Annotated in this window: 16 protein-coding genes; 10 read left to right on the top strand and 6 right to left on the bottom strand. The window is 37.4% G+C overall.

The genetic code is table 11. The features are described from left to right. Positions 1-46 precede the first annotated feature (46 nt). The 4 genes from TW85_RS11905 to TW85_RS11920 form a co-directional block, all read right to left on the bottom strand. A complete protein-coding gene (locus tag TW85_RS11905) occupies positions 47-964 on the bottom strand; it encodes a DMT family transporter (RefSeq protein WP_046017330.1) in 918 nt (305 codons plus the stop codon). Between the two features lie 126 nt (positions 965-1,090). Next, on the bottom strand, positions 1,091-1,801 hold the full coding sequence (locus tag TW85_RS11910) for an AraC family transcriptional regulator (protein WP_046017331.1): 711 nt from the start codon (positions 1,799-1,801) through the stop codon (positions 1,091-1,093). Between the two features lie 88 nt (positions 1,802-1,889). Further along, complete coding sequence (locus tag TW85_RS11915; RefSeq protein ID WP_046017332.1) at positions 1,890-3,080, bottom strand: DNA alkylation repair protein; 1,191 nt, start codon at positions 3,078-3,080, stop codon at positions 1,890-1,892. Positions 3,081-3,158: 78 nt separating this feature from the next. Beyond that, positions 3,159-3,482 carry a hypothetical protein gene (locus tag TW85_RS11920; protein WP_046017333.1) on the bottom strand — a complete coding sequence of 108 codons (324 nt, stop codon included), beginning with the start codon at positions 3,480-3,482 and terminating at the stop codon, positions 3,159-3,161. Positions 3,483-3,586: 104 nt separating this feature from the next. On the opposite strand from TW85_RS11920, the gene TW85_RS11925 reads away from it, so the two are divergent. The 4 genes from TW85_RS11925 to TW85_RS11940 all read left to right on the top strand — a co-directional run bounded on the left by TW85_RS11925 (position 3,587) and on the right by TW85_RS11940 (position 6,736). Then, positions 3,587-4,318, top strand: a complete 732-nt coding sequence (locus TW85_RS11925; protein WP_046017334.1) for a WYL domain-containing protein — start codon at positions 3,587-3,589, stop codon at positions 4,316-4,318. A 157-nt stretch (positions 4,319-4,475) separates the two neighbouring features. Continuing rightward, entirely contained in the window at positions 4,476-5,585 is a 1,110-nt protein-coding gene (locus TW85_RS11930) for a hypothetical protein (protein WP_046017335.1), read from the top strand. Positions 5,586-5,774: 189 nt separating this feature from the next. Further along, positions 5,775-6,341, top strand: coding sequence for a flavodoxin family protein (locus tag TW85_RS11935; RefSeq protein ID WP_046017336.1), 567 nt, complete (start codon positions 5,775-5,777; stop codon positions 6,339-6,341). A gap of 38 nt (positions 6,342-6,379) precedes the next feature. Beyond that, positions 6,380-6,736 (top strand): DUF5329 family protein, encoded by a 357-nt coding sequence (locus tag TW85_RS11940; RefSeq protein ID WP_202904858.1) that lies wholly within the window; start codon positions 6,380-6,382, stop codon positions 6,734-6,736. 239 nt (positions 6,737-6,975) lie between these two features. On the opposite strand, the gene TW85_RS11945 is transcribed toward TW85_RS11940, so the two are convergent. Together TW85_RS11945 and TW85_RS11950 are read right to left on the bottom strand one after the other, a co-directional pair. Further along, a complete protein-coding gene (locus TW85_RS11945; protein ID WP_046017338.1) occupies positions 6,976-8,961 on the bottom strand; it encodes a methyl-accepting chemotaxis protein in 1,986 nt (661 codons plus the stop codon). Positions 8,962-9,300: 339 nt separating this feature from the next. Continuing rightward, on the bottom strand, positions 9,301-10,776 hold the full coding sequence (locus TW85_RS11950; protein WP_046017339.1) for an HD domain-containing phosphohydrolase: 1,476 nt from the start codon (positions 10,774-10,776) through the stop codon (positions 9,301-9,303). Positions 10,777-11,136: 360 nt separating this feature from the next. Between TW85_RS11950 and TW85_RS11955 the strand changes: the two genes are divergently transcribed. The 6 genes from TW85_RS11955 to TW85_RS11980 all read left to right on the top strand — a co-directional run bounded on the left by TW85_RS11955 (position 11,137) and on the right by TW85_RS11980 (position 17,088). After that, positions 11,137-11,496, top strand: a complete 360-nt coding sequence (locus TW85_RS11955; RefSeq protein ID WP_046017340.1) for a nuclear transport factor 2 family protein — start codon at positions 11,137-11,139, stop codon at positions 11,494-11,496. A 109-nt stretch (positions 11,497-11,605) separates the two neighbouring features. Then, a complete protein-coding gene (locus tag TW85_RS11960) occupies positions 11,606-12,811 on the top strand; it encodes a bifunctional alpha/beta hydrolase/OsmC family protein (protein ID WP_046017341.1) in 1,206 nt (401 codons plus the stop codon). A 92-nt stretch (positions 12,812-12,903) separates the two neighbouring features. Further along, entirely contained in the window at positions 12,904-13,917 is a 1,014-nt protein-coding gene (locus TW85_RS11965; protein ID WP_046017342.1) for a YafY family protein, read from the top strand. Positions 13,918-14,039: 122 nt separating this feature from the next. Further along, positions 14,040-14,435, top strand: coding sequence for a RidA family protein (locus TW85_RS11970; protein WP_046017343.1), 396 nt, complete (start codon positions 14,040-14,042; stop codon positions 14,433-14,435). Between the two features lie 854 nt (positions 14,436-15,289). After that, positions 15,290-16,006 carry a M35 family metallo-endopeptidase gene (locus TW85_RS11975; protein ID WP_046017344.1) on the top strand — a complete coding sequence of 239 codons (717 nt, stop codon included), beginning with the start codon at positions 15,290-15,292 and terminating at the stop codon, positions 16,004-16,006. Positions 16,007-16,629: 623 nt separating this feature from the next. Further along, the gene (locus tag TW85_RS11980; RefSeq protein WP_046017345.1) at positions 16,630-17,088 is read left to right on the top strand and encodes a DUF302 domain-containing protein; all 459 of its coding nucleotides are present in this window, start codon (positions 16,630-16,632) and stop codon (positions 17,086-17,088) included. The last annotated feature ends 32 nt before the right edge of the window (positions 17,089-17,120 follow it).

Genomic DNA, 17,120 nt, shown 5'->3' on the forward strand with positions numbered 1-17,120 from the left:
AACTTAGTGACTTAATCAAACTAAGTTAGGGTGACATTTCAGGTAGTTAACTCAATATTCTTTTCTTCTTCAACTTCATGATTAAAAAGCCACTGAAATTAGAAATACAGGCACCCACTAAAATCATCACAACAGCGATAATAATATTGATTGTCCAAGTACTTAACCCGAGTGAGGATAAAATAATGGCGGTGAATAATGGAGAACAATAGCTTAAAGAAGATAAAAGTAATTGATTGCCTGATTTAAGAGATAGTTGCCACAAATAAAATGCACCACCAACAGGGCCAAGTCCTAATAAGGTTGCACCTAACAATTGCTGAGAGCTGAACTGCCATTGACTCGTTTCAAGCATAAAATGTGATGCCAAAGAAAGAATACTAACAAATATTGAGAAGTAACCAATTTCATGAATACTTTGTGATAGAGACTCCTTTTGCTTATTTTCACCTTGTTTGTTTTTAGCACGATTTGAAAAATACCAGGAGTATGATGACCAAATTAAGGCACAGCAAAACGCTAATAAATAGCCTGCTAAATCGTTCCAATTAAAACTGAACATTTTTGAGGGCGAAAGAATAAAGCTAATGCCGATAAATCCTGTTATACCGCCAATAATTGCCTGAATTTGTTTATCTTTTGTTGCCACAAAAATTGCAAACAACAGAGGCCATAAATAAGCAATTAAACTGACTTCTAACGGCTGAGCATACTTTAGTGCCATGAAATAGCAAAAGTGGAATCCGTATAACCCGAATATGCCCACCAGCCAATCCTTTAGAGTAAGATCCGTTTTGATTAGCTTAAAGTTTCCTGTTACAAGCTTGTATAAAACAAAAATGAGACTTGAGATAAAGAAACACATAAATAGCAGCTGAAAGGCTGGTATTTCTTTGGTATAGGTACCTAATAGAGCTAAAACGCCCCACATCATGATTGCAATAAAACCATATAAAGTTGCCATAGTGCTTACTTCTATTACCTTGATTGAAGTGCTTATGGTATAGCTTCAAGATTATTAGAATGTGCTGAAAAGACGTATATCTAGACTGAAAGGACGCAATTCGATCTTTTGAAAAAAACTGAGTTTTTATGGAGACAAGGCGCTTGGTGTTTGACCAAAATAATCTTTAAATTTACGGCTGAAAGCGGAAGCATTCTGGTAACCAACTTTTTCTGCAACAAGTTGTACTGGCATATCTGAATGAACTAATAGTGACTTAGCTTTTTCCATTCTAAGGCCGGTGATATAAGTTTGAACCGTCATATTTGTATTTTCTTTAAACACCTTTTTAAACTGGGTAAGACTTAAATGTGCGAGTTTACTAAGGTGTTCTAAGGTATGTTCTAAAGCAATGTCTTGGTTAATATACTGAATCGCTTTCTCAATTCGTTTGTCATAATTCTTAAAACATACCTGCTGGGCTAGTAATTGCTCAAAAAGACTCAGACTACTTTTTTCTATTTCGGCATCAACAGAATGTTCTAACTGCAAATCAACATAATTCAAAAATGCGGATAATGGTTTTGAAATAGTAAAGACGGCTGAACTGGTCTGCATCAAGTTTTCAGGTAGATGATGTAAATCTGCAACAATAAATCTGGCATTTTCGTGAGCTTTAAAGCCATGAATCTCATTTACCTTAATAATCAGACACTGTCCAATTTCAACAAAACCATTATGCCTATTAGTATTGATATCTAATGAACCGCGAAGGGGAAATACCAGTTGATGATAACCATGACTATGTTGTTTTAAGGTTGGACTATAGTGCCTGATAGATATGGTGTTTCGAAACATGCTTTGATCTTTAATGCTTAATAAACTGTGCTTTGATGAAACTACGTTTTAATCTAAGGTGCAAGTACATGAAAATGTGAAGTTAGTCCTACACAAGTTCAAACTCTTCATAACCATAGTCTTCACCGTTAATTCTGACAGAAATTCCATGCCTGCCAGGGTGATATTTACGTGTGGTAATAATCTTAAATGAATGAGCTTTATTGAACGTTTGGCACTCTTCGTCCGCTAAAGTGACACTTTTCCATTTAAAAACCTTAGGCGATAGTTTACCGTTCGCTTTCTTATGATGAATGAGATAATCAATGACAAGTTTTTGAGGGGCATTAGAAAGGGATTTAACTGCAATCTCAAAGTTTAAATAATCTCCCACATTAATTTTTTCATCTAATACATTAAGTTGAGTAAGCTCAATTTTAGCTTTATTGATACCAAAAGCCGCTAAGGTTTTTACGTGCCCTTGTTTAATGAGAGTACGACAGGCATGTCTAACCAGTTTTTCCCTATTCTTCTTTATTTTAGAATCTAACGTATTATCTTTTAACCATTCATGAGCGGTATCGGCGACGAGCTCTGGGTGGTCTTTTGCTATATCGTTAAGGTGGTTAGCAACAGAGCGCCTTACATATTCTTCTTTATCATCTTTAAGCGCTGATAAAAGTGCCATCATAGGAGTCGGGTCATTAATAAGGGAAGGGATTTGCATTGCCCAAGGGAGTCTAGGTCTTGTGCCTTCACTTAATAGTCTGCGCACATGGTAGTCCTCATTATTGACCCATTCAGACATGATAGAGAGGGCTTTATCTTGGTCTTTTATAATGAAAGGGCGTACATCGAACTCACAGCTGAAGTAGGCTGTCATCTCTTTTAATAAATTCAGGCTTTTATCAAAATCAGTCAGTCCATGTTTAGCTACAATCGGCCCTATACACATCATAGCCCAACCACATATACCATTTTCGTCACTTTGCTGTGAAACCTTTAGGTTAGAGTGGGGTTTTGAGTGCAGCATTCCTTTTATTATTTGGTATTTGAAAGTTAGGTCACTTGGAAGCTTTTTATGTATCTCATCAGCAATAAACTCAGCTCTTTGTTTTAGCTCTAATGCTTCAAGTTTTTTAGAAATATCAAAACAGAATGTGTCTTGATCAAGAGGTGTAATAAGCACAGGATTTGTCTTTGAAGCTTGCTGTTGAATTAAAATATCTATTTGCTTAGCTAGGTGAAAGGCAATGACTTTAACTAAATCCATCGACAGTTTATTTTTAAATGCGTCCATATATAACTCTTATTCGTTTGGGCTTATGGGTAAATGCGGAGCATATACAATGCTCCGCTATCATAAAAACGATGATACTTATGCTGGATGGCTTGATAGAGACTGATAAATTGGCATAGGGGTAGCTAGCTCTTCTTCAGTGAATGACATCAAAGCAAAAAAAGCTTGGCATACAGGGTGACTTTGCTCCTTTTCCATTATGTCATATACACTTTTTTCATCAGTAAATTGTACGATATCAAGGTATTCAGTATCACTTTTTTTAACAAGTTCTCTTCTCAAAATACAAGCTTCTTGATCAACAAACTCCTTTTGAAAAGTATTTGATGCTGCGAGTAAATCTGCTTCTGTCACCCCTTGGGCTAATTTGATCGGAGCGAGAATAGTCACTGGATTTGACATGATATTTTCCTTTTAAACATGGGTTGAAGTGTCATCTCATTCGCGAATTTAGAGAGTAAATTGAGTTTATCGACAAATATGACATTTAGTGTCATATTTGTTTTATGAAACGATCAAATACTTTAGAACGAATACAACGCTTGGATATCCTTAAAGCCCGGATAAAGTCGGGAGATGCCATGACTGTCGCATTAATTGCTGATGAGTTTAAAGTTAGTGCTAGAACCATAAGTCGTGATATTCAAATTTTGCGTGATCAAGGTCTACCGATTGATGCGGATAGAGGGCGAGGTGGAGGCATTCGCTTACAACAAAATTGGTCAGTGGGTCGAATTAAATTGAATTATACCGAAGCGGTTGATTTGATGATTAGTCTCGCTATTGCAGAACAAATGCAATCCCCCATTTTTATGGCCAGTTTGAAATCAATTCGTCATAAGCTAATGGCGTCCTTTTCTGCGGACATGAAACATAAGGTAACGGGTCTAAAAGAAAGGATTAGAATAGGCCAAGGCGTTTCATCTATGGTGTTAGCAACGCTTGAATCTAATAATGTGCAACTTGTCGAGCAGTTACACCAGGCCTTTTTGATGCAAACCGCCTGTGAAATCCAATATCAGGACCAAGCCGGAACACTAACAAAGCGTATTATTCAACCGCATTATTTATTATTAAACTTTCCTGTTTGGTATGTACTTGTTTGGGACGAGCTAAGGCAGGATGTTCGTACTTTACGTTGTGACAGGATTAAACAATTAAATGTATTGGATGATGAATTTAAACTCTTTCCTCTGTCTCGTTTTGAAGCCTGCCTTGAGGGTGTTGATGCTATTTAAGCCTTAATAAAAAAATTGTGCTGATTAAAGATTGATCAAATTTGGCTCGTATTTGGCTTTCACACATTTTATTCTTTATTTAAGTAAGAAAATAAATTAAAGAAATTCAGCAAACTCACATTTCAAGAAACTGACATGATGACAAGGAATGTACACAATGATGACCAAGTTGAACCTGTATTCTTTCATGTTTTGCCTCACGCTTATTTCTCAACAAGCTTTTGCTAACGATTTAGAGCCTGATGATCAATTGGTTGTTAATAGAGGTCATATTCTTTATGTTCCTAAAACGCCTCATATAAGGGCGTTTATCGAGCCTGGAAGCTTATTGAAAAAGGTTAAAGTTGATTATCAAGACAGGTATAAAGGGCGCTCAAGAGTCATAACACAAGGTGGCATCATGGGTGAGATGAAGAGCCGTGATTTAACCCTATATGACGATATTAGTAAGCCATTAGCCTACTTGAGAAGGCCTCTTAAGTTAGGTGAGTTAAGCTTTAGTCCAAGAGATGTATTTAAATTAGACATAGTTGAAAACCCCAGAACTTATGAGGATGAATATAAAGTTATTTATCCGTCTCCATATTATAGTTTCAAAGACAATGCTTATTATGTTGCTCATGGGCATCAAGTTTATTCTGAAAAAATTTTTAATTACCACTTTAATTTGATTCAAACATTAGAACAAAAGCCTCGCTTTCCTTTCTGGCCTGAACGATCAACTGAGTCTATACAATGGGGCTGTGAGGATTCAGAAGAGAATAAAACTCGTATTCACCTTGGAGCTGAAGGCAAGATAAGTACAGGGTTTTCATTGTTTAAGTTATTTAATACAGAAGCGAGTGCGACAGCTAATACAGACAAAGAAACAGTTAGAACTAAGTTGTTAAAAGATGAAAATTTTTACCACAAAGTATCAAGGTGGGCGCTATATGCATCATATGAGAAACGTGTTCCCATTCTAGAAATTGCTTTAGAGAAAACTTGGCCATGTAACAATAACGGGTCTCATGAATACAACTATACATTACACTTTCAAGAGGAGATGGACATAAACCCAATCGTCATCAACCGCGTCTGGTCGAATAAAAAAGGCATGAGTGATGGTGGTGCGTCTCCTGTAGGTCTGCATACTTTAGAAGACTATCGCAAGTTTGAAGAAGCGTTAAAAGACTTTAAGTTTCATCATTATATCCAAGGATATGATATGAGTTATATTTTAAAACACTTCCTGATGCGCTTTACAGTCAACTTATCCACCCCCTAACAACTTGTTTAATAAGCAATGCCGTTTTTAAAAATAATTTTTATTGAGCCAAATAACTTATAAAGTTGTCAGAAAATGTGGAAAGAAATCACAATCACTAAAATTTAGCTTCAGGTTACCAGTTTGTATTAGGTATTTTTAAATAAGGCAATTAGGATCGAAAGGATTAATCGTGTTTAAGGTGCTGAAATGATAAAAATTGGTATTGTGTATTTCACTAATACAGATGTAACTGGCCAGCTTGTCAGTGCTGCTTGTGAGGAGGTCGCTCTTCAGAGCACAAATGTTGAAGTCATCTGCCACAGAATTTTAGGTCAAGAAATTCAAGCTGGTAGATTTGTTAACACTGCAATTATGGAAAAATTAAAAACCTGCAATGGAATAATTTTTGCGTCTCCAACATACATGGGAAGTGTCGCAGCTCAGTTTAAGGCCTTTGCTGATGCAACCAGTGACTTTTGGGAGAGTCAGCAATGGTCGGGGAAAGTAGCAGCGGGTATGACCTGTGGATCAGGCCTTAATGGCGACCAAGCAACAACTTTACAATACCTTATGACCTTAGCCAGCCAACATGGCATGTTATGGGTCGGATTAGACGCACCTTTCAGTGATGCAGATAAAGCAATCAATCGTTTAGGCTGTCAATTAGGTGTTACGGCTCAAAGTCTTGATGGCAGCCTTGATGAGGTTGATCTTAATAGCGCTAAGTATTTGGTGCGTCGAGTGTTAGAGATAAGCAAGAAGTTAGCACTTTAATAAGAAATTAAATTTTTACTGTAACGGAGAAGATGTTTTTGCGAGTAATTAAAAATGCCTTACTTTTACCTTTTGTATTGGCTTTATCAACACAGGTATTTGCTGTTCAAAGTGATGAAATAAAGCATTTACTAGCCTATGTTGAAGCAACTGACTGTCAATATGAAAGAAATGGTAAGCATCATAATGGCAGTGAGGCGCTAGCTCACATTAGGAAAAAGTATGATTATTATCAGGATGATATCCAGTCAGCAGAAGACTTTATAAAATATGCAGCAACTAAAAGTAATCTGTCTGGCAAGCACTATAAAGTTCACTGTGATAATCAAAAATCAATCAAGAGTAGTGACTGGTTAAAAGCTGAACTAAGCGCCTTTAGAAAAGCACAAAATTAGCCTGATACCTTTTTTTAGGCTGTGTGTTTTTTTGAAGGAGCAAAACAGTCCACAGTTTCTGTGTGTATTTCTTTCAAAGGCTGTGGGCTTTTTCTTAAACGTCTTGTTGATAAAAATTCTGAGCTTATTCATAAGAGGCGTTTATCAAAGAAATCCTCCCAATAACCATGTAACTAAACAAAATGCTTTACATGGTTATTGCATTGTTGAGGATGATCGAACTTAAATTTTGTTAGGGGTTAAGCTATAAATTTAGCGGCAAGTTTATTTAAATTGTCTGCAATATTCGCTTGTTCACTCGCAACATTCGAGACTTCTCTCGCGCCAGACGTGACACTTTCAGATTTAACATCAATGTCACTGATCTTATGGTTAATTTCCTCGGTTACTTTTACCTGTTCACCGGCAGTAGAGGCTATCTGCTCAATCATCAGAGTAACACTTGAAACAGACGTTACTATGCTATCTAAAGCAAGCTCGATCTGATGAGTGCCTTTGATACTGTCAGCAGCACGTTTTTGAGTAGCTGATACTTTATTGTTTGCAATATTAGTCTCACCTTGAAGCTTATTAATAATATCCTCTATTTCAATAGTGGAGTCTTGTGTCCGTTGCGCTAAGGTTCTTACTTCATCTGCAACCACGGCAAATCCTCGGCCTTGTTCGCCTGCTCGTGCGGCCTCAATTGCTGCATTTAACGCAAGTAAGTTGGTCTGTTCTGCGATTCCCTTAATAACATCGATTACTTGAGTAATATTAGATGCGGTTGAATTCAGGCCAGCGATAAGACCCTCAACTTCCGTAACTTCAGTTACAAGCTCATTAATGGTTTGTAATGCACCACTAACAATCTTTTGGCTTTCAACAGTTTTACTATTCACTTCATGTGTTGAGTTCATCGCTTCATCAGTATTTTTTGAAACTTCTAGAGTTGTTGCCGACATTTCTTCTACAGCACTAGCCACTTGAGAGGTTTCATGTCGTTGACCTTGTAAACTATCAACATTGTTATTGATAATGTTGCTTGATTGGTGGGCAGAAGCGGATAGAGATTGGCTATTATTTTTAATTTCTGAAATAGCATGAGAGAAGGTGCTTAGTGCTTTATTTAACCCCTTAGCAACATTTCCAAGTTCATCATTGCTAAAGATTTCTGTTTGCGATGTTAAATCAAAGTCATTATTCAGGCTTTCAACTGTATTAGATAGGGCTTTAAGCTGTTTTAATAAATTCGATAAAATGCTGGTGATTATGATTGCAGTTAATACTAATACGACTAACACAATGATTATTTTTGCGATGACATCATTATTAGCAGTATTCAAGGACGATGCTATTTTATCTTTGATTTCTTTTGTCTGAAAATTTTCGATGCTCTTCAAAAGGTTAATTCGTGTGGTTGCATTTTTAAACCATACTGAAGCGTCTGTATTAAATGGCCCTTGTTGGCCAATATCACCAATAAGCTTCCTCATCTTTTCGACGGCAATAACACTTGGGTCTGATAAGGTCGTCTGGAATGCTTTGACTGCTTCTACGGACGCTTTAACCTCAAACTGTTCTAGATAGGTGTTTTGTAATGCAACTAAGGTTGTGAATTTCTGAAAAGCCGCGGGCGAGAACTTATCTTGAACAAAGCCCCCACTTACAACGGCTCGTTCAATACCAGCACGTTCTTTCGCCTCAAGAAAATTGTAATAAGCGATAAAGTTAGTCACGGTTTCTGTAGGACTTAAAGTAGGCAGAAGGCCGTTTAAACTAATCATAACCTTGTTCTGTGATGTGTAATATCCAATGGCTTCTGGTAGCTTGATAGATAAGTTATCAGCTTTATTTCGTATGTTACTCAGTTGAGATAACTTATTTTTGATATTAGCAATAATTGAATTTACTTGTACATTATTACTATTATAACTTTTGAGATAGGCATCAAAATTTTCTTTGGCTTTATCCGTTAATTTTCGCTGAGCGTTAAGTTCTGATTTAAACTTTGTGCCGTTACTGCCAAGAAAGACGGCACTTGCGCCTCGTTCTTTTTGTAGCTCGTGTACTAAAGCATTATTAGCAACGGTAAGGCTTAATAACTGTTCGATGTTTGATAATTGACCCTGAGACTCTACAAGTAAACTTATTTTTGCATAACTGAAATATAAACTTGCAAGAAGAGGGAAGATCACAAGAAGTATCAATTTCTTTTTAAAAGATAAGTTGTTAAGTAAGTGCATAATCCCTCGCAAATAAGTCATATAAGTAAAAATTGAATCTAATAGTAGCAGCTTAAATTGATCGACACTGTGTATTCTTTATATGATTCATGGCTATCTAGTTAAAAAATTGTAAGTTGGTTTTCATCTTTGATATCAAGAGATTGCATAAAATTAATGCAGTTAAGTGAATACTATTTCAAGGTTTTAGGGCTTAATACTCGGCTGGTAGTGGCGATGAGCTTAATGAATAGAAAGTAAATAGGGGAAGTAAACGGTTATTGAAGATTAATGACACAAATAAATATAAAGCTAAGCTATTTAAGGCCCACTTATAAAATAGGCCTTATTGATATTGTTTTACTCCATGTCTTTTGCGTCTTTATAGACAGCTGCAATTCTTACAAATTGATCTTCAACTGCTAGAAACGCTTTAACCACTTCTGGGTCAAAGTGAGTTCCATCTCCCTCCAAAATAATACTTTTAGCTTTGTCATGACTAAACGCTGGTTTGTACACGCGTTTAGAAATCAGAGCATCATAAACATCTGCTAGTGCCATTAATCGGCCCGATAAAGGTATGTCTTCTCCTGCTAGTTGATTTGGGTAGCCAGAACCATTCCATTTCTCATGATGAGTAAGTGATATCTCTTTTGCGACACGTAAGAATGAACTACTGCCAAGCTGTTTTTCGGCCGTAGAAAGTGCTTCAGCACCTATTTGTGGATGGGTTTTCATGATTTCAAACTCATCGTCCGTTAACTTACCCGGCTTTAATAAAACATTATCAGGAATCCCAACCTTACCCACATCGTGTAATGGTGCCGATTTATAAAGTAATTCGATATAGTTAGTCGTTAGAAACGATGCATATTTATCCGTTAGGCTTAAGTGCTCAGCAAGGACTTTGACATATTCTTGCGTTCTAATAATGTGAGCGCCTGTTTCATTGTCTCTTGATTCTGCTAAAGCGGATAAACTTACAATTGCTACGTCTCGCGTTGTTTTAACTTCAGACTGAGCTGTCTGTAAGCTATCAAGCATACTGTTTGTGAGTGATGCCATAGAGCCTAATTCATCATGAGAGAAGATAGGTAATCTGACATCTATATTGCCTTGAGTAACTTGTTGTAAGGAATGCTCTTGAGATAAGAGAATACGTTTGATGAGCTTGCTCCAAAGTAACATGATACTAATCGCATAACCTGCAAGCACAGCAGATAAAAAGACGAATTCTTTGATAACACTTATTTTACCACTGCCATCTAATACTCTTCCTGGGTTTTGTTCTAACCAAAAAACATCTTTTACTGCAACCATGGTTAGCATGAAGGAAAGGGTGATTAGAAGAAGCACCACAATCCAAATCATTTGTTTAACAAGGGAGCTTCTTTGGCCGACTAGGTTGAAGTCGAACTTTCCTGACTTATCCATTTCGTCCATCTGCAGCAGTTTGCTTGAAAGTTGAAGTATTGTGCCAGTAAAAAAACCAAATAAAGTCATACCAAATAGCACTTTTAAATTGCTATCTAGGGGAAAGCTATAACTGAAGTTGTAATACAACGCGACGGGGAGGCTCGCGATAAGAAAGAGGCCGCTGTCTAACTTGGCTAACCGTGTCTCTTTTACAAGCGTATGGTTTTTAAGCAAAAAGTGACGAGTTAAAAAGAGAATTGAAAATATAATACTGACATGTGTAAAAATTTCTAAAGCAGATAAACTTTCTAAAAATGGACAAACACGACTCCCGTACAAGCCAAAAATAATGCCGGCTATAATATAGAGCTTTAGTGTTAAAGAAGCATTGTAATGCGTGTTGATCGTATGTGAGCCCATATATGAGTCCGTAGTTAGTTTTACTAGCATAAAGTCGAATGATGAGAAATATTATTGTTTAATCAGACATGAAGTCTATCAAGCTCATTACATCGCCATTATCGTAAAATTTTAATTCAATACTAGGTAAAGACCGTGAATTCTATCCCTAGGTTCCCGGTGAGGATATAAAAAATTAACAAACTGAATACTTAATCGACTATTTAGTGAGTTTTTGTGTACTTGTTGAGTGTCCAACTCAGTTTTGAATAGTCTTAAGCCAATTTCTACAAATAATAGGAAGCCATCTATAGTTAATTGAGGTCTTGCTTATTTAGTTTTAGACCCATAATGCTTTTAGTCGAAGCCTAGGAGGAAATGATGAGCTTAGCTGATGTAGTGCAGTCTGGGTGGGAAGCGTTAGCCGCAGATGATTTTGAAAACTTAGTAAATGATTATACTGATGAAATGACATTTGTAATGCCTGGACAGTCTGATCAGCTTGAAGGAAAGCATAATTTTAGAGCGGCTTTAAACCATATTGATAAAATACTGCCTCCAGGTTTTGAGATTATGGGTTTGCGGCATATCGAAGGGCAGGGCGAGGTCGTTTCATTAGTTGAGTGGCGATCAGATAAAGTGACAGAATCTCAATTAGTTGTCCTCTTTAAATTTGATGCCAATAAAATTTTTGAAGAACGTTGGTTTATCGATACAGAGCAATGGAAGTCTGCTTTTTAATTCTATGGTGTCCGTCTTTATGAATATTGAATCTTAGGGGAACTTTGGGTGCCTTAATGGAATCACTAACTAGATAGATTTAAATGTTAAAACTAATAGGGGACGTTTGATGAGAACAAAACTAGAGTTTTCAAGCCAGGGACAAACACTTGCAGGTTTGCTTGAAAGCCCAGATCAGGCTATTCGTGCTTATGTACTATTTGCCCATTGCTTTACTTGTGGAAAGGATATCGCTGCCGCTTCTCGCATAAGCCGCTACCTAGTACAACATGGGTTTGCTGTTTTTAGATTCGATTTCACCGGTTTGGGCAACAGCGATGGTGATTTTGCCAATACAAATTTCTCATCTAATACTCAAGATCTATTAGCAGCAGCAAGCTTCTTAGAAGAGAAATATCAGGCACCAGAGCTTCTTATTGGCCATAGTTTAGGTGGCGCTGCCGTTCTTGCTATGGCGTCAGAGCTTCCAAAAGTAAAAGCGGTGGTGACAATAGGTGCACCCCATGAAGCGGGTCATGTGATTCACAATTTTGATGCGCATATAGAGACCATTGAAAGTACAGGCGAAGCGAAAGTAAGCCTTGGTATGCGTGAATTTACTATAAAAAAACAATTCTTAGATGATCTTAATAATCAAACCACTGAGCATATTAAACATCTAAATAAAGCATTATTAGTTTTACATTCTCCTGTGGATCTAACGGTTGATATTAGTGATGCTGAGAAAATTTATAAAGCAGCTAAACACCCAAAAAGCTTTGTGAGTCTTGATACTGCGGACCATTTATTATCTAAACCTGCTGATAGTGAATATGTTGCCCAAACCATTTCGGGATGGGCAAGTCGCTATATTCCTATCGCTGAGACAAAAAGGCCAGATGTAGCGAGTGGCCATGTTAGTGTGGCCGAGTTAGATCATAAATTTCAACAACAGGTCTTTAGTGATCATCATCAATGGTTTGCGGACGAACCAACTAAGGTGGGAGGGCAAAACTCTGGTCCTGACCCTTATGAGCACCTTCTAGCCGCGTTAGGTACATGCACTGCTATGACTATTCGAATGTATGCTAATCATAAAAAGCTGCCACTTGAGCATGTGGAGGTTAGCTTATTCCATGATAGGAATTACTTAGACGATGCAGACCATGCGGCAGAAAAGGGAAGTCAGATTGAAGCATTAGTCAGGAAAGTCCAGCTAGTTGGCGCTCTAACAGAAGAACAAAAGGTAAGGTTGATGGAAATCGCTGATCGATGTCCTGTTCACAGAACTCTGCATAATAATCCAAAAGTGGTGACTCATTTAATTGAAGAGTAAAAGGCTCTGGTAAACTTTTGAGGTCGTGGCATTATGTGTTCTTGCTGGTTAGGATAACCATAAGCCACTTCTTCAGATTAAATTATAAAATCATGAATCGTTTTGATCGCGTTACTTCCCTCTTATTGTTATTACAAACCCGTTCAGTCGTAACTGCTCGCTTTTTATCTGAGCATTTTGATGTCTCTGAACGCACTATTTATCGAGATATAAGAACCTTAGAGAATGCCGGCGTCCCTATTGGGGCAGAAGCGGGTGTTGGCTATTTTATTGAACAAGGTTATCGATTACCGCCAGTCAGCTTTACATTGGATGAAGCGGCCTCTCTTTTATTAGGAGAAAAGCTTTTAGTCTCAAGCCTAGATAATGATTCCTTAAAAGACTTTAAACTTGCGCTAAATAAAATCAGATCAGTTATTGATAATGCTGATAAAGATTTCTTAAATGCTTTTGACGGTGATATTGAAGTCTTTCCGACAGGAAGTCAGTTTCCGATGGATGAGATCCAAAAAACAAGCGAACAAAATAAGGAAGAAGTAAATCAAGGAGGCATGTTAGCGAGTAGTGATAAGTGGTTAAGAGAGTGTCGTACTGTCCTGATTCGACGACAAGTTGTAGCAATTGATTATATGGCTTTGAATAGCGATCAAATAACGCTTAGGAATATCGAGCCAATTGGTTTGTTTTATTATAACTGGCATTGGCATCTCATTGCTTGGTGTCGTCTACGCCAAGGGTATCGTGACTTTAGATTAGATCGTGTCAGTGCTTTTCAACCTCAATCAGAGCAATTTGCTAAACATAGTCGATTAACCTTGCAAGAGTATTTGAATGAGAAACCAGGGCGAGATGAATTAGAAGAAGTAGAGATAATATTTAGTTCTGACATTGCTCGTTTTGTGGGTGAGCAGCGTTATATGTTTGGTTTTATCAGTGAAGAAAGACATGAAAGAGGGGTGTTAATGCGATTTTTAACCCCGGTGCCAGAGTATATGGCCCGTTGGCTTTTACAGTACACCCATGATATTGAGGTAATTAGTGGTGAATCGATTAAATCAGCGCTAAAAGACTTTTCGGCGCAATTATATAAACATTGGCATTCATAAAGGTTACTGACATAGGGTTGTCAGTCGTCAGTGTCACTATTGTTTCAACGCAAATATAGCGTGAAGGGTGCGGATGAAAAACTTAAACATCGCATCGATCAATCAACAATAGGAGACTCATAATGCAACGTACGGCTGTTAACCCATGGAACTGGTCACAAGCACTTGGTTATAACCAAGGTGAAATTATTCAAGACGTTAAAAGACAGTTAATCTGCTCAGGACAAACCAGCGTTGATGATAAAGGCAATCCACAACATCTTGAAAATATGCGTATGCAAATGGATTTAGCGCTAAATAATCTAGACGCTGTATTAAATAATGCAGAGATGACACTGACCAACATTAGTAAGCTATCTATTTTCACAACAGATGTGGATGAAACGATGAAGAACTTTGATATTTTAGGTGCAAAGTTCGGGCAAGTTAGTGCAACCCCAACGATGACATTAGTAGAAGTGACGCGCTTTGCTGTTCCTGGTTTGATGTTTGAAGTTGAAGCAATTGCATTCGACTAAATACAATTAAAGATTGTTTCATAACAAAGTAAAACGCACGATAAATATCGTGTGTTTTAAATTAAGCATTATTTAAATTACTTACCTTAAAAGCCATCACTAACTTCATTGAAAGGATCAATCTCAGGAGTAACAGACTCTACATCTTCAGCATGCTTTGGTGATTTCAAAATAATCATGACTGAATTAGTTAAGTAGCGGCAGCAGGGCCTTCATCCGTAAAGTTCACAACAAACATCCAGCTTGAACCATAGTTTGTGACAACCGCTTGCCAAACATAGTAGTAGCCCCAAAGACTCTTCAATTTCAATTTCAGCTCCTTACGCACGCACATCACCCCCTAAAGCTAAATGCTATTAGTTTATTGCAGTGACAGTGATTCGTTCTGGTCTATAACTGCTTTCTGCCTCACAAGCTCGCTCAAGTGTCGCAATCAATAAAAGGCTTAGTTAAGCCTGCCAAAGCGGTAAATGGGGTGACGATTAATGATAACTCTGTGCTGTAAAGCATAAGAAAGTTTGGGTACAAAGGGCGTTAATTTTAGCTGGAGGTAATTAAGCGGTTTGCCTGAATAATGAAGAGGATTACATGAGTTTTATTTGGGGGGTGAGTTAGAGTTATAGGGACAGTAGCGTTAAAAGAGCATGGCTCAATAACACCCACATCGAGTGTTATTGAACCATAAAGTGATAATGAGATAGCTCGAATAAAATCCACCGCCCTATTTGGGGGGATTACTGGGATGTTATAGGTAATGAAGGAAAGCCTAGACCGATAGGGATATCGGAAATGCTAAAACGCAGGAGCACTTTTAAGCGAATAATGACAAAAATCCAATTAAAAAGGTATGAGATATGTATGCACAAGTAGAGAGGCTAAAAGAGAATAAAAGTAGGGCTTTTGCTCATTCGGTTGTTCAGAAGAAAAATGATGTAAAGCAAGCATTTGGGTTTGTGGATAATCGACAAGAAGCCATATTGCAAAGAAAAATTCCGGCAATGGTAAACAATTTCTCACTAGTGAGGCCGCTGAGGGCCTTTCAAGGCAAAATAGGTACGAGCGAATCTAAGGCTGTAGTTCAACGAGCCACATATGCGTTAAACCAAAGTCAGGCTAGAGACGTTAGAGCAGGTAAGCAAGCAGCTATAAGATCATTGAAGGGAGTAATAAGTCAATTAATGGATGGTTCAGCTGTGGATTTAGCTCAGTTGTATTTAGGCGTTTCTACACAACGTCAATTAGAGATCGTTGCTGGGCAATACCAACAAATACTCGATTTTTTGTTGAAATTTGATGGCTTTATGTATGATGACGATAATGATGGTGCTTTTGGATGGACATCATTCGGAAATCCAAATATATACTTACAGGATGCATATTTTGCAAGCCCACTTTATGGGGCAGACTCAATGTCTGGAATAATCATACATGAAGCCTCCCATAATGTACTTAATACTGATGACCATGCATATGGTAATGTGGCAGCTCTAGCACTTGCACGGGCTGAGAATAAACAAAAAGCAAAGCAAAATGCTGATAATATGGAATTCCTTATAGAGCAGCAATACTAAATAGAAATAGGAGGAAGGGCACTCAATCATTCCCTGCCATCAAGCCCATAACAAAACCTAAAAGCCATTAAAAACGTCTTTTAGCCCAATTGTTATAGGTAATAGAAAAACCTATAACACCGAATAAAGCCAATTTAATGAGGCTTGAGATATGTATGCACAAGCAGAGAAGCAAATAAAGGAAAATGGTACGGTAGGTGATTCAGTCGCATAAAAGAAAGTCTCAATGGTTAATTGTGCTTGCTTAGTTATCTTTGGTGTTGGGTGTTAAGCTGGCGCAATTAATCTTGCTTATGAGGAATCAGTGTAAAAATAACCCGGCTAGGCCGAGCATAAATATCAACTCATAGTATTTAATATGTCTATTTTGATTTGATTTAGGCACACACCTTTCATAAATGCTTTCTTCTGTGTTTAGGGTTTTATGATGGATGTATAATTTAATCTCCTTCTTACCTCTGTTTGCAAAGACAGATCATGCCACTTTTTACAATAATGTTAACTATCTGCTGTTAAATTAGAACTAACTTAACTAAATAACATCCAAGGTTAAATCTGAGCTTTTTAGTACATTCTAAATTGCGATTGAATGAGGTTAAAACAAACAAAAGGATGTTAGATCTATGATTAAATACATTTCAGCGAGCATTTTGGCTCTCTCACTTTCTTCTGGGCTTATTGCGGATGATCATGGGGTAGGCTTAGTGAGTATTAAAAGCCAGCATACGGTGAAGCAAACAGCAGACCGTTTTGAAACTATTTTAAAGAAGAAGGGGATTAATGTATTTGCTAGGGTAGATCATGAGCAAAATGCTGAGAAGGTGGCGCTTAAGTTGGTGCCAACTCAGGTAATTATTTTCGGTAACCCTAAAGTTGGTACACCCTTAATGCAATGCTCTAAAACCGTCGCAATAGACTTGCCGCAAAAAGCCTTGTTTTGGCAAGATGATAAAGGCCAAGCTTGGGTAACTTATAATGCACCAGCTCATCTCAAAGAGAGGCATGCGATTAAAGGTTGTGATCAAGTAATCACTAAAATTTCTAATGTATTAGCAAATCTTACCCGTGCGGCGGCGAATTAAACTGAAACCATTCTTTTAAAAGGGCTTAACCA

It is taken from the genome of Marinomonas sp. S3726 (assembly GCF_000967665.1).
In the GTDB taxonomy this organism is placed as follows: Bacteria; Pseudomonadota; Gammaproteobacteria; order Pseudomonadales; family Marinomonadaceae; genus Marinomonas.

What these genes read in the sequence shown, in the direction of transcription:
- TW85_RS11905 (WP_046017330.1), bottom strand. Translation starts at nt 964, where the DNA reads ATGGCAACTTTATATGGTTTTATTGCAATCATGATGTGGGGCGTTTTA.
- TW85_RS11910 (WP_046017331.1), bottom strand. Translation starts at nt 1,801, where the DNA reads ATGTTTCGAAACACCATATCTATCAGGCACTATAGTCCAACCTTAAAA.
- TW85_RS11915 (WP_046017332.1), bottom strand. Translation starts at nt 3,080, where the DNA reads ATGGACGCATTTAAAAATAAACTGTCGATGGATTTAGTTAAAGTCATT.
- TW85_RS11920 (WP_046017333.1), bottom strand. Translation starts at nt 3,482, where the DNA reads ATGTCAAATCCAGTGACTATTCTCGCTCCGATCAAATTAGCCCAAGGG.
- TW85_RS11925 (WP_046017334.1), top strand. Translation starts at nt 3,587, where the DNA reads ATGAAACGATCAAATACTTTAGAACGAATACAACGCTTGGATATCCTT.
- TW85_RS11930 (WP_046017335.1), top strand. Translation starts at nt 4,476, where the DNA reads ATGATGACCAAGTTGAACCTGTATTCTTTCATGTTTTGCCTCACGCTT.
- TW85_RS11935 (WP_046017336.1), top strand. Translation starts at nt 5,775, where the DNA reads ATGATAAAAATTGGTATTGTGTATTTCACTAATACAGATGTAACTGGC.
- TW85_RS11945 (WP_046017338.1), bottom strand. Translation starts at nt 8,961, where the DNA reads ATGCACTTACTTAACAACTTATCTTTTAAAAAGAAATTGATACTTCTT.
- TW85_RS11950 (WP_046017339.1), bottom strand. Translation starts at nt 10,776, where the DNA reads ATGGGCTCACATACGATCAACACGCATTACAATGCTTCTTTAACACTA.
- TW85_RS11955 (WP_046017340.1), top strand. Translation starts at nt 11,137, where the DNA reads ATGAGCTTAGCTGATGTAGTGCAGTCTGGGTGGGAAGCGTTAGCCGCA.
- TW85_RS11960 (WP_046017341.1), top strand. Translation starts at nt 11,606, where the DNA reads ATGAGAACAAAACTAGAGTTTTCAAGCCAGGGACAAACACTTGCAGGT.
- TW85_RS11965 (WP_046017342.1), top strand. Translation starts at nt 12,904, where the DNA reads ATGAATCGTTTTGATCGCGTTACTTCCCTCTTATTGTTATTACAAACC.
- TW85_RS11970 (WP_046017343.1), top strand. Translation starts at nt 14,040, where the DNA reads ATGCAACGTACGGCTGTTAACCCATGGAACTGGTCACAAGCACTTGGT.
- TW85_RS11975 (WP_046017344.1), top strand. Translation starts at nt 15,290, where the DNA reads ATGTATGCACAAGTAGAGAGGCTAAAAGAGAATAAAAGTAGGGCTTTT.
- TW85_RS11980 (WP_046017345.1), top strand. Translation starts at nt 16,630, where the DNA reads ATGATTAAATACATTTCAGCGAGCATTTTGGCTCTCTCACTTTCTTCT.